This is a genomic window from Anaerocolumna sedimenticola, from assembly GCF_009931695.1.
GTDB classification, from domain to species: domain Bacteria; phylum Bacillota; class Clostridia; order Lachnospirales; family Lachnospiraceae; genus Anaerocolumna; species Anaerocolumna sedimenticola.
Window position 1 is genome coordinate 2,621,455 of record NZ_CP048000.1, and the last position, 13,370, is coordinate 2,634,824.

The following is a 13,370-nucleotide window of genomic DNA, read 5'->3' on the forward strand; positions in this document are numbered from 1 at the left end:
TTGGAAAGGAGTTAGCATGCTTAAAATTGCAAAATTACTGAAAACATCAATAGGACCAATTATTATAGTTGTTGCATTATTAGCATTACAGGCATTTTGTGACTTATCCCTGCCTGCTTATACATCCGATATTGTGGATATCGGCATACAACAGGGAGGTATAAAAAATGCGGTGCCGACTGTAATCCGTGAAAGTGAGATGAATAACCTTTTATTCACTATGGATGCGGACAGCAAGAAAACGGTTGAGGCTTCCTATGATTTAATATCAAAGGATACCGTATCTGATCAGGAATATCAGAACTATCTGAACAAATATCCGGTATTAGCAGACGAAGCTTTATATAAATTAAATAAAGATTATGATATAGAGAAGGATTTAAGCAGTATAATGTCAAGAGCGTTTTTATTGGTAAGCACCTTAAACAGTGATTCTGAGCAGGTGAAAGCATTAAAACAGCAGCTCAGTGCACAACTTCCGGCTGAAATGGCTGATTTTGGTTTAATGGAAATGCTTACAAAAATGCCCGAGGAACAATCCAAACAAATTCTTTCCTCCATTGATGAAAAGATATCTGCCATGCCGGAAACCATAATAAACCAGGGTGCCATCTCTGCAGTAAAGGCAGAATATAAAGCTATTGGAATTGATACCGGCAAATTACAGACTAATTATATTTTCCTTGCCGGTGCTAAGATGCTTGGTTTGGCTTTACTGGCTATGATATCAACCATATTGGTAGGCTTTTTGGCTTCCAGGATTGCTGCGGGTTTAGGCAGGGATTTAAGAGGCAGAGTATTTAAGAAAGTTGTCAGTTTTTCCAATACTGAATTTGATAAATTTTCTACCGCTTCCCTCATAACCAGAAGTACGAATGATATTCAGCAAATTCAAATGACCTTAGTGTTTTTGATCCGAATTGTAATTTATTCACCCATATTAGCTATCGGCGGTATTATAAAAGTTTTAAATACCAACGTTTCCATGACGTGGATCATTGCATTAGCAGTTTTTCTGATTTTATGCCTGGTTGGAACATTGTTTGCAGTCGCTATGCCAAAATTTAAATTAATGCAGAAATTAATTGACAGATTGAATTTGGTAACCCGTGAAATTTTAACCGGATTGTCAGTAATCCGAGCATTTAATAAAGAAAAACTGGAAGAAAAAAGATTTGACCTTGCCAATCAGGATTTAACAAAAACCAGTTTATTCGTAAACCGTGTTATGACTTTTATGATGCCGATTATGATGTTTATTATGAATGGTATTACCGTGTTAATTATCTGGAACGGTGGTAAAGGAATCGATCAGGGAACGATGCAGGTTGGTGATCTAATGGCATTTATCCAATACACCATGCAGATTATCATGTCGTTCTTAATGCTTTCCATGATCTCCATCATGCTGCCAAGATCATCTGTATCAGCATCCCGTATTATGGAAGTAATAGATACGGATTTAACGATACACGATCCGGCTAAAGCGGAGCAGTTTGTATCGGATAAAAAAGGATATGTAGAATTTGATCATGTGTCTTTCCGTTATCCCAAAGCAGAGGATGATGTTTTATCCGATATAACTTTTACTGCGAAACCCGGTGAGACTACGGCTATTATAGGTAGTACAGGAAGTGGTAAATCAACATTAGTACAACTGATTCCAAGATTTTTTGATGTGACGGAAGGCAGCGTCAAAGTTGACGGTACAGATATCAGACAGGTTAACCAGCATCAATTAAGAGATAAATTAGGTTACGTACCGCAAAAAGGTGTTCTTTTTTCAGGAACGATTGATTCCAATTTAAGATATGGCAAACAGGATGCTACGGTGGACGAAATTAACCGTTCGGCCAGAATAGCACAGGCTCTTGATTTTATTGAAGAGAAACCGGAAAAATATGAAACTGCAATTTCACAGGGCGGAGGAAATGTATCCGGAGGTCAGAAACAGAGATTATCCATTGCAAGAGCCATTGCCAAAGACCCTGAAATCTATATATTTGACGACAGCTTTTCGGCCTTGGATTATAAAACAGATGTTGCACTTAGAAAAGCATTAAAAACTGAAATCAGTAACAGTACGGTAATTATCGTCGCACAAAGAATCAGTACAATAATACATGCAGATCAGATACTGGTATTAGACGAAGGAAAAATAGTTGGTAAAGGGACTCATAAAGAATTACTGAAAGACTGTGAAGTTTATAAACAGATCGCTTCATCCCAGTTGTCAAAGGAGGAATTAGCATATGAGTAATGAAAATAATAAAAATCCGGACAAAAAAGGTTCCATGGGCCGCGGACCCATGGGAGGCGGACCCATGGGTGCTGCAGGTGAGAAAGCAAAGGATTTTAAAGGATCCATTAAGAAACTGGCAATATTTATGAGCCGTTATAAAATAGGGTTTTTATTTGTGGTTATATTTGCTATCGGCAGTACAATATTTGGTATCGTTGGCCCTAAAATACTTGGTAACGTAACGACGGATTTATTTGAAGGTTTAATGAATAAAATTAATGGAACTGGTGGTATTAATTTTAACAGTATCGGAAGAACTCTTATAATTTTATTAAGTTTGTATGTAATCAGTATGTTGTTTTCATTTATACAGGGATTTATCATGACTGGTATATCCCAGAAAGTAACATATCAGTTCAGAAAAGAAATTTCTGAAAAAATTAACCGTATGCCAATGAATTATTTTGAGACCAAGACTCATGGTGAAGTACTTTCCAGGGTAACCAATGATGTGGATACATTAAGTCAGAGTTTAAATCAGAGTATTACACAAATCATTACATCAGTTACCATGATAATCGGTATTTTGTATATGATGTTGACCATTAGTTTGACCATGACTTTGGTTGCCGTTCTTACGCTGCCTTTATCAGCAGGGCTTATCGGTTTTATTATTAAAAAATCACAGATATACTTTATGCAGCAGCAGGAATATTTAGGTCATGTAAACGGTCAGGTGGAAGAAGTTTATGGCGGTCACAATATAGTTAAAGCTTTTAATGGCGAAAAAAAGGTAATTGAAGATTTTGATAAAGCAAATAATACACTTTATCATTCCGCCTGGAAGTCCCAGTTCCTCTCCGGAATGATGCATCCTATTATGGCTTTTGTCGGTAATATCGGTTATGTGGCAGTTGCCATACTTGGTGGATATCTGGTAGTAAAAGACCGGATTAAAGTTGGTGATATTCAATCTTTTATCCAATATGTAAGAAGTTTTAACCAGCCGATTGCACAGATTGCGCAGGTTTCAGCCCAAATACAGCAGACGGCTGCTGCTGCGGAACGTGTTTTTGAATTTTTGGAAGAAGAAGAGGAAGATCAGGTAGCTGTAAATCCGGTACAGACGGAGAATATAAGCAGCAATGTTGAATTCAAACATGTTAAATTCGGTTATAATCCGGATAAGATTATTATAAAAGATTTTTCCGCACAGATTAAACCGGGTCAGAAAATTGCCATCGTAGGTCCTACCGGTGCCGGTAAAACCACAATGGTTAAGCTATTAATGCGTTTTTATGATGTGAATGAGGGAGAAATTTTAATTGCTGGCCACAATATCAAAAATTTTAACCGTGGTGAATTAAGACAGCTGTTTGGTATGGTTTTACAGGATACCTGGTTATTTAACGGTACAATAATGGAAAATATCCGTTACGGTAAAAGCGATGCTACGGATGAAGAAGTCATAGCAGCTGCGAAAGCCGCACATGCCCATCATTTTATATCCACTCTACCGGATGGCTATAATATGGTTTTAAATGAAGAAGCAAGCAATGTATCCCAAGGTCAGAAGCAGTTATTAACCATAGCCAGAGCTATTTTGGCAGATCCTAAGATTCTGATATTGGATGAAGCGACCAGTTCCGTTGATACCAGAACTGAAGTAAGAATCCAGAAAGCAATGGATAACCTTATGAAAGGCAGAACCAGTTTTGTTATTGCACACAGGCTCTCAACCATTCGTGATGCAGATTTGATTCTGGTTATGAAAGACGGTGATATTGTAGAACAGGGTAATCATGAAGAACTCCTTGAAAAAGATGGATTTTATGCAAGCCTTTATAATTCCCAATTTGAACAGACAGCTTAATAAGTATCGGTACTTAGGTTGTGGCAGAATCACTTATCTGCCACGACCTTATGTACCGCTATGTGGCAACCGAGTGAAAACGTGTCTTTTGTTGGATAATAATCACACGCTATTTTGATACCCTAAAATGTGATAAACATCTCTAACCGGAAGAAACATGCTTTGCAAGTTTCTTCGGTTCGCGTGCGCGTTCGAATTATTGCAAGCAAGCTTGCTAATTCTCACTTTGCTTTCGCGGAAATGAAAAAGGGCGCCGCATTTAGTGCGGCAGCGCCATTTTTTACTATAATGTAATTAAACTATTAAGGGGAGAGTAGGAAGGCTGTTAAATTTTTATATCACTAAAAATTCAACCTTAAAGCAGCAGATAAAATGCCAGACTTATGATACCTGATCCTAACATTACATAGATGGGATTCATTTTATATTTTTTTAAAATAAACAGGCTGATTCCAAATAAAATAACAGATAACACATTAACATCAGCAGGATTTAAGGTGATTCCTTCATCACCCCAGAATGTCAGGGATAAGATGGACAATCCGGCAGAAGCAATCAGTGCGGTAACAGCAGGATGTAACCCTTTTAATATTCCCTGTACCAGATAAATATTTTTATATTTCTTATATAAAACTGCCAAAAATACAACAATTATAGTGGATGGCAGCACACATCCGAGGGTAGCCATAAATGCTCCGAATAGACCGCCTACCCGCATTCCGACAAACGTGGAAGCATTAATAGCTATCGGTCCCGGAGTCATACCTGAAATGGTTATTAAATCCGTATATTCACTCATAGTCAGCCATTTGTTTATATCTACAACCTGATTCTGTATTAAAGGTAAAGAGGCATAACCTCCGCCAATACTAAATAACCCTATCTGAAAAAAACTGATTAATAATTTTATATATAACAATCTTTATACTCCGTTCTTTTGCTTATTTTTCTTTATCTTTCTGTGATATAAAACCGACAGAGCACCGATTGCCCCGCAGGTAAGAATGATGTATATAACATTAATATTAAAAAAGTAAGCCGCAAAAAATGCTGCAAACATGACAATAACAGATATTATCTCTTTTTCTTTCAGTATACTGCTTCCCATAGATAGTATTACATCTGTAATAACAGCGGCAATTCCAGCCTGCATCCCCTTTAATATGGCATTGATGTAAAGGTTATCACGGAATGCAATATAAAAGGAAGATATTATTGATAAGATTATAAAGGGAGGTAAAACGGTGCCTAAGACAGTTGTGAGAACACCGGGAAGGCCTGCCATACGATATCCCATCAGGATGGAGGCATTTACAGCTATGGGTCCGGGAGATGATTGAGCTATTGCAGTTAAATCTAACATTTCCTTTTCTTCTAGCCACTTCAGCTCCTCTACAAATTTTTTCCTCATTAAAGGTACGATTACGTAACCGCCTCCAAAGGTAAATGCACTCAAAGTAAAAGTTGAGAAAAATAGTTTACGGTAAATGAACCATTTTTTATCCATATATATACCTAAAATACCCCAGAGGATATTGCCACAAAAAAAGTCATTGGTAACTTTTTGGCATACCTTTCTTCGTTATTTTAAAACAGAAACGTTTCAATTATTTTTATTATTCCCTATCCCATATAAATTTTACATCTTGTTAACCGATAATATTAAGAGTATTATCGTATTTAATGATTAATAAATCAGTTATAGTAGTTCAGAATAGAAATAAAAAGATTGGAACTAGGTAATCGGGAAACTAGATTATTGTATTTGAAAACTATCTAGTTTCATAATTACCAAAAGATTTGAAAATTTGAGAAGGTGGAAAGTTATGAATATTAATATTATCCTTTTTCGCGATTTTGAGACCTTGGATGTTTTTGGCCCGGTAGAGATATTAGGAAAATTACCGGATGAATACAAGATAAAATATTATTCTCCGGAGGGGGGGATTGTTTTAAGCAGACAGGGAACCCAGGTGGTTACAGAGCCGCTTAATACAATAGGACATCAGGAAATCCTTTTAATTCCGGGAGGACAGGGTACTAGAGAACTGGTGTTAAATGAAGATTTCATACATCAGTTAAGGGTTATAGCTGAGCAATCCCTATTCTGCTTAACAGTATGTACCGGATCAGCTTTATTAGCCAAAACCGGATTGTTAAAGAAGCGGAGAGCAACATCCAATAAAAATGCCTTTCGGTGGGTAATGTCAGTTGATAGGGAGGTAAATTGGATAAAAAAAGCGAGATGGGTAACAGATGGTAAATATTATACTTCCTCGGGCGTATCTGCCGGTATGGATATGGCTCTGGGATTTATTGCGGATCAATTTGGACCGAAAAAAGCTAAGGAAATAGCACAAAGTATCGAATACATATGGAATTCAGATCCGGAGAACGATATTTTTGAAAGAGATGATATATAATTAAGAATGGTATGCCGGGAAGATTAAAATTCCATGGCATACCATTCTTATAGCAGTAAAAGAGCATGATGATTTCTTACATGAACCGGGTAATATCAGCATTAACCAGTAACTATCAATATAAACCAGTAAAAATAAAAGGATTGTAAAAATTTATTAATCCGATAAGAAAGAGTTTAAATTACTTCACTGTACCAGTATAAACCAAAATTGCATCTCTTAAGAACCTGGCAGTACCCGGTTGTTCTTTATCGTAATAAGCGGTAAAACGCTCATCATCTACGTACATCTGCGCTATACCCGCATGTGCCTCCTTGGAATAACTGTCCCAATAAAAGCATAGCCATTTCCGGTGAAGATCTGCTACTTCCTGTGCCAGTTCACCTGCCGGATCCCCGGTTTTATAGGCTTCTTTTAATTTCTCTGTTATTTCTTCCGCCAGTTTTGTTACCGTATCATATTCTTCCTGCGTCATATTTTTGACTTTCTGATTGGATTTTTCAACGGTTTCTTTTCCGTACTTTTCACGGATTTCTTTTCCGTATTTTTTTTCATTTTCATCTATAAGATTCTGTTTGAAACCTTCAAATTTTTCTTTATCAGACATGATTGTTCTCCCTTCGGTTACAGCTATAGTTTTTTCAACATTAGCAATTAATTGATTAAGTTGTTCTCGTTTTTCAAGAAGTTTTTCATGGTGTTCTCTTAACGCTTTGGCCCCATCAAAGGATGGTGCAGTTACTATTTCCCTGATATTTTCCAGACTAACTCCCAATTCCCTGTAAAAAAGTATCTGTTGTAAACGGTTTACCTCGGAAGTTCCGTAAATACGATACCCGGAAGAATTGATTCTTGCTGGTTTTAAAAGTTCGATTTCATCATAATATCTGAGGGTTCTTGTACTGACTCCTGCCAATCCCGCTAACTTTTGAACCGTATATTCCATAAATGTCTCCTTTCTTTTTGTAATAACGCGCGTTGCAAGGAAGACAGTGATAACTTTTGTTTAAGAATCATCATCGAACTTCTTTGCAAGTTTTATCATAGACTATTACGCTGCGTAAATGTCAATACCTTTTTTGAATTTTTATAGTTTTAATTTTTATTTTGTATCCCACGTAATATTCAGTTTTCATTGAACTGTTTTGTCAAAGGTAGTTCGGAGATTCCTCCATCCTTTTGTTTCTTATATATAAAATGAGCCGATAATCGAGGTTTTACCCACTGACTATTGGCTATGCATTTTTGCGTCTGGTTCCTTGATAACAATAGTATTCAGTTGTCGGACGTTCACCATGAGGAAGATACTTATATAACATCAATTATACCTTGCAGAGTATCAATCCAGCTATTTAGAAGTTTTGTGTCATTAGCCAGCTGTGTCGCATTTTTTTCGTAACTTTGGAGCAGTTTCTTTTGATGTTTATAAAAACTCTGCCACTTTATGAACATATCTTTGCTGTTTAAAAGGCTATCCCATTTTTGATTTTGAATATGGCTTTGTAGGGTTTCCAACTGTTTTTTGAAACTTTCGGCCGGTATCCCCATTTGCTTTTTGAAATCAGAAAGAATAAACTGTTTTTGAAATAGGTTTTTCTTTTGCCAACTTTGATATTGGTCCAAAAAGGTATTAGAAATATCTGTAAATAGTAATATTAATCTATCGTAGTCGACTTGGTGCGGTATATTATCTTGCTTTGTTGCGTCACTAATTATCAGTCCTTCATCCTCCAATGCCTGGGAAGATAATATTTCAAGCCCATTGTACTTTTTTGCATTTACGACTGAAACGGCATAACCAACCCCTGCCAACTCAGCGTCTAAAATGTATTCTTCATGAGCCTTGAAAAAATCTTCCGATGTAATTCCCATTGAAGATGCCACAACTTCTACCGCTTTAACGGCGGTATCTGTTTTTACAAATCCGGGAGCTATTGAGTATGTAATAATATGTTCAGAAACTTCTTCAGATATAATGTTGCAAAGCTCTACCTGCGCTGACTTGAATATCTCATAAGCTCCCATAAAAGGCTGTGCCCCTGTTGACGGAACAAAGACGATAATTCCGCCTGTATTTCTCATAAACGGGAGGAATTTTTGTGCTAACAGGACAGGCGCTCTCAAATTTACCGCATAGCTCAAATCCCAATCGGATATTGATACTGCTTCAATGGCTCCCATCGGAACAACAGCGGCATTATTTATAATGACATCAAGTTTAGTGTATCTGTTCGATATATATTCGTGTAGTTTATCAATCTGTTTTTCATCTGAAATGTCTATTTGAAAGAAATCAACATTTTCATTCTTATATTCGTTGTTAATTAATTTCTGTGCTTGCTTTCCTTTTAAGGTGTCTATTTCCGCAATGATTACCTTAGCACCCATATAAGAAAACGCGCGTGAAGCTTCAAAGCCTATCCCACCGCCACCGCCTGTTATCAACACAGTTTTGCCTAAAAGTGCTGTTTTGCTGTAATTATTATTCTCAAGAAACATATTGCTATCCTCCAAAAAATGAGTTTATTCTAATTTTCATGGTCAGTACTGCTTTTTAACAAATCAACAAACCAATTACTTTCCGGGTATGGTGTGTTGGGATTAAGGGCAATCATTTCCACGTATGATTGTACGGAAAGCCAAAATGCCAGTGCTAATGCCATAGGATTTCCTCTGCGAATCAGTTCTTGATGTTGACCTTCTTCGATAAGGCTGATTGATTTAGCGATCACGTCGTTTTGTTCAAGTTTGCTCCTTATATGGCTTGGTAAGCTTTGATTGCGCTGTGCTTGGTTCATCAGAACAAATAATTCCGCAATAAAATGGTCTGATTTTACCATATCAAAGATGTGGATTGATGATTTCAAAAAAAAGTCAAGTGGATTGTCATATTGAGGAAAGTATTGCCCTGAACGACCAGACAATCCAATATTAATCAATTCTTCATGTAAAAGCTCAATTGATTCAAAGTAGTGATACAGTAAACCAACACTCATTCCTGCTTTTTTTGCAATATCATTTATTTTTGTAGCTTCATAACCCTTGCGGATAAAAATACTCAATCCTGCTTTTAGGATATCTTGCCGCCGTTTTTCTTTCTGCTCATTTCTTTTAGTCATTCTATGCACCTACATATTAAAAAAAAATTCATTGAATATATATTCAATATATATATATCATCCATTCAAAAATAAGTCAAGACTTTGCGTGAAATTTTCTAAGTGACTACGTCCCAATCCCTATCCCGGAGGTGCGGGAAGAGTTGCTCCGACAATAGCACTCTGCCATACTCTATTGGCAGGTGTTCTTTTAGAAACGCTCGGCGCATTCTGTCATAGCATCCTCTGTGCCGCAAACCTCCTGACCGCAGCGTAACGGATTCTAAGAATATCCGCTTTGATCAATTATACAATATAAAACATTGTTTAAAATAATCCATTGTGATATGATACAAAACGTAACATAAATTTGGGATTTCGTTGGAAAAGGCTTAATTAACTTGTAGACTACCGAGGAGAAGGGCATGTTCACAAATAAACAACTTTATAAACTCATTATTCCACTTATTATAGAGCAGCTTTTGGCCGTAACCGTAGGTATGGTAAATATTATAATGGTAGCAAGAGCCGGAGAAGTAGCAGTTTCGGGTGTGTCCTTAGTGGACACTCTGAACGTATTGCTCATTACCATATTTTCTTCCCTGGCAACAGGGGGAGCGGTAGTTGCAGCCCAGTACATTGGACATAAGGAGACGGAAAATGCCTGTAAATCTGCAAAACAATTATTACTCATTTCAACCATTATAGCACTTATCATTATGGCATTCTCTTTATTGGGTAATTATTATATACTTAGGATTATTTATGGCAATATTGATGCGGCAGTAATGGATAATGCAAGAATTTATTTCTATGTAACTTCTTTTTCTTTCCCTTTCCTAGCAATCTATAATTCCTGTGCTGCCCTTTTTCGAGTTATGGGAAATTCAAAAATTTCCATGTACGCATCGTTAATCATGAATGCTATTAACATAGTTGGAAGTGCTGTTTTAGTTATGGGATTTCATATGGGGGTTATGGGGGTTGCTGTTCCCGCTTTATTAGCCAGAATTTCTGCTGCTTTAATCATGCTCTTTTTGATACGTAATAAAAAGAATCCTATCTACATTGACCACGTAATGAAGTTAGGACTAGACATTCCAATGATTAAACGTATTTTGCAAATAGGTGTTCCGAATGGAATTGAGAACGGTATATTTCAAATTGGTAAAATTCTGGTACAGGGCCTCACTGCAAGTTTTGGTACGGTTGCTATGTCTGCAAATGCTGTTGCACAGACCATTGCCGGATTAGAAATTATTCCGGGCAACGGTATAGGGCTTGCCATGATTACGGTAGTCGGACAGTGTGTGGGTGCCGGTGACTACGGACAGGCGAAAAAATATGCGATTAAATTGTTAAAACTTACATATGCAATTATGCTGGTACTTAATATTGGAATTATTTTATTGAGAAATCCAATTGTTAATATCTTTAATTTATCAACGGAGACTAACGCACTTACCTTACAGTTGATTATTTATCATAGTATTTGCTGCTGCACCATATGGCCGATTGCTTTTGCTTTACCCAATGCCATAAGGGCTGCCAACGATGTTAAGTATACCATGGTTATTTCAATTATTTCCATGTGGTTATGGAGAATTGGTTTCAGTTATATTTTAGCCGACTTTTTGAAACTTGGTGTGTTGGGCGTATGGATTGCAATGACAATTGATTGGTTTTTTAGGGCAATTTGCTTTTTGATTCGATTTATTAACGGTAAATGGAAACTTCATTCTTTTATACATTAAGGTACTTGTATATATTAAGAAACTATTAATACATTGGGAAACTTTTATTCATGGTTTATCATTTGGTATTAAAAATACAAAACCCGCACCACTGCACATGATTATCAGTGATACGGGTTTCTTCCGGTTTATGCGAAAGTAAAGTTAATCTTACCTATTAGTTAATTCCATAAATAAATCGATGGAATCGGAAACTGTTTTAAGACTTTGCCTCCAGAAATCAGGGTTAGTCAAATCAATATTTGCCATAAGTGCAACATCCTCAACTGAGCTTACCGTTGTTGCATTAAGAAGGGCGCGGTATTTTGGCACAAATGCGGAACCCTCTTCCTGGTACTGTGCATATAACCCCTTGCAAATAAACCGCCGAAAGCATATGGAAAGTTATAAAAATTCAGGGAATCACGGTAATAGTGACTCTTGCAGATCCACATAAAGGGATGCAGCTGTGAGTGGTCGAGTCCATCACCATAGGCTTCTTTTTGAGCGTTTAACATCATTTCTTCCAACACCGGAGAAAATAAAAAGGCTTCTTTGCGTTTTTCAAATACTGCGCTTTCAAATAAGAAACGGGAATAAATATCACAGATAATCTGGGTAACATCCTGAAGCTGACTTTCCACAAGTGCTAATTGTTCCTGGCCTTCTGCATCTTTTATTGCAGCATTCATAATGACTGTTTCATTAAAAGTTGATGCGGTTTCCGCAACCGGCATGGAATAATCCCAATTTAGGGGCAAATGCTCCTGTATATTAAGGCCATGATAGGCATGACCCAATTCGTGGGCTAAAGTAACCACATCACTTAAGGTACCGTCAAAATTAGTTAAAATTCGGCTTTGTTTTACATAGGGGAGATTATCACAGAAGGCGCCTCCCACTTTTCCGGTATGAGGATAGAAATCGATCCAATCCTTATCAAAAGCTTCTTCGATCATATCTGCCAGATCATCTGCAAATCCACGGAAATGAGAAACTAAATATTCCTTGGCATCCGCTATAGTAAAGGTACGGCTGGACTCTCCAAGGGGAGCAAATAATTCATACCAGGGAAGTCCGTTTTTATGACCCAAAATTTCTGCTTTTCTTCTAAGATAAGCATGGAATTTAGGTAAGTATTCTTTTATTGCAGTGAACATAGCATCCAGAGTTTCCTGTTTCATTTTAGAGTGAATCAGAGTCATGGATAAAGCGGATTTATAACCTCTTAAATCCACAATGGTGTTTACCTGCGATTTTAAATTATTTAAAGAAAATGCAACGGCATCCTTTATTTTATAATAGGAAGCTAATTCTGCTTCATATGCACTTTTTCTAACGGCAGGGTCATTGCTGTAAGCGAGATTGCGAATGGCAGAGAGGGTAGTTTTCTCACCGTTATAATCTACCTCCAAGGTTGAGGTTAAGTACTGCTGCATCATCGACCAGGCTGAACCGGCAGATAAATTCAGCTTGGCAATTACCTCCTCCACTTCATCGCTTAATGCAAATTTTGCATCTTTTTTAATTTCCTCTAAAAAGAATTTATAACCTTTTAACATCTCATTTGTTTCAATTAACTGATCCAATGTTTCAGCTTTTGCTATATATTTTTTTATCATAGCAATTTCTTTTGACAATGTGCTGTCAAGTTCCTCGACCTTACCGAGTAAAGCGGTTGTCTCACTATCCGTCGTATTAGTGGATTGACGGAGAAAAAGATAAGAGCTTAGCTTACTTGCAAGTACGGTATATTCCTCAAGATACGAGATTATGGCCGAAACTGCTATCTCTTCCGTATGTTCCTTTAATGTTGTTACATATCCTTTAATTGTTTGAATTAATTCATTAAATTTCTTTAAATCAAAAATAAAGGCTTCATCCTGATATCCTTTATAAAGTACATCTAATGACCATTCTGAATTCATAGTAGCCTCTTTCTTAGGGGTATTATATAACTCTACATCCTGGTTGTTTAATCCCCAATCTTTAATTAATGCC

At 36.8% G+C, this 13,370-nt stretch carries 11 protein-coding genes; 4 read left to right on the forward strand and 7 right to left on the reverse strand.

Annotated features, from left to right (window positions below; all coding sequences use genetic code 11):
- Nucleotides 1-16 precede the first annotated feature (16 nt).
- Both Ana3638_RS11490 and Ana3638_RS11495 read left to right on the forward strand, forming a co-directional pair.
- Nucleotides 17-2,260 (forward strand): ABC transporter ATP-binding protein, encoded by a 2,244-nt coding sequence (locus tag Ana3638_RS11490; RefSeq protein ID WP_161838151.1) that lies wholly within the window; start codon nt 17-19, stop codon nt 2,258-2,260.
- Entirely contained in the window at nt 2,253-4,115 is a 1,863-nt protein-coding gene (locus tag Ana3638_RS11495; protein WP_330587989.1) for an ABC transporter ATP-binding protein, read from the forward strand. The genes Ana3638_RS11490 and Ana3638_RS11495 overlap by 8 nt, the downstream gene beginning before the upstream one ends.
- 355 nt (nt 4,116-4,470) lie before the next feature.
- Here the strand turns inward: Ana3638_RS11495 and Ana3638_RS11500 are convergent, their stop codons facing one another.
- Both Ana3638_RS11500 and Ana3638_RS11505 read right to left on the reverse strand, forming a co-directional pair.
- Complete coding sequence (locus tag Ana3638_RS11500) at nt 4,471-5,034, reverse strand: chromate transporter (protein ID WP_161838152.1); 564 nt, start codon at nt 5,032-5,034, stop codon at nt 4,471-4,473.
- A gap of 3 nt (nt 5,035-5,037) precedes the next feature.
- Nucleotides 5,038-5,622, reverse strand: a complete 585-nt coding sequence (locus Ana3638_RS11505; protein ID WP_161838153.1) for a chromate transporter — start codon at nt 5,620-5,622, stop codon at nt 5,038-5,040.
- 319 nt (nt 5,623-5,941) lie between these two features.
- On the opposite strand from Ana3638_RS11505, the gene Ana3638_RS11510 reads away from it, so the two are divergent.
- Nucleotides 5,942-6,538 carry a DJ-1/PfpI family protein gene (locus Ana3638_RS11510; protein ID WP_161838154.1) on the forward strand — a complete coding sequence of 199 codons (597 nt, stop codon included), beginning with the start codon at nt 5,942-5,944 and terminating at the stop codon, nt 6,536-6,538.
- 181 nt (nt 6,539-6,719) lie between these two features.
- Here the strand turns inward: Ana3638_RS11510 and Ana3638_RS11515 are convergent, their stop codons facing one another.
- The 4 genes from Ana3638_RS11515 to Ana3638_RS27040 all read right to left on the reverse strand — a co-directional run bounded on the left by Ana3638_RS11515 (nt 6,720) and on the right by Ana3638_RS27040 (nt 9,929).
- A complete protein-coding gene (locus Ana3638_RS11515) occupies nt 6,720-7,484 on the reverse strand; it encodes a MerR family transcriptional regulator (RefSeq protein ID WP_161838155.1) in 765 nt (254 codons plus the stop codon).
- Between the two features lie 362 nt (nt 7,485-7,846).
- Nucleotides 7,847-9,037: an SDR family oxidoreductase gene (locus Ana3638_RS11520; protein ID WP_161838156.1), complete on the reverse strand. Its 1,191-nt coding sequence runs from the start codon at nt 9,035-9,037 to the stop codon at nt 7,847-7,849.
- Between the two features lie 29 nt (nt 9,038-9,066).
- Entirely contained in the window at nt 9,067-9,657 is a 591-nt protein-coding gene (locus Ana3638_RS11525; RefSeq protein ID WP_161838157.1) for a TetR/AcrR family transcriptional regulator, read from the reverse strand.
- A gap of 98 nt (nt 9,658-9,755) precedes the next feature.
- Nucleotides 9,756-9,929 (reverse strand): TnpV protein, encoded by a 174-nt coding sequence (locus Ana3638_RS27040; RefSeq protein ID WP_408609520.1) that lies wholly within the window; start codon nt 9,927-9,929, stop codon nt 9,756-9,758.
- 132 nt (nt 9,930-10,061) lie between these two features.
- Here Ana3638_RS27040 and Ana3638_RS11535 point away from each other — a divergent pair, with 132 nt between their 5' ends.
- Nucleotides 10,062-11,390: an MATE family efflux transporter gene (locus tag Ana3638_RS11535; protein ID WP_161838159.1), complete on the forward strand. Its 1,329-nt coding sequence runs from the start codon at nt 10,062-10,064 to the stop codon at nt 11,388-11,390.
- A 272-nt stretch (nt 11,391-11,662) separates the two neighbouring features.
- Here the strand turns inward: Ana3638_RS11535 and Ana3638_RS11540 are convergent, their stop codons facing one another.
- Nucleotides 11,663-13,297 carry a M3 family oligoendopeptidase gene (locus Ana3638_RS11540; protein WP_246241017.1) on the reverse strand — a complete coding sequence of 545 codons (1,635 nt, stop codon included), beginning with the start codon at nt 13,295-13,297 and terminating at the stop codon, nt 11,663-11,665.
- Nucleotides 13,298-13,370 lie beyond the last annotated feature (73 nt).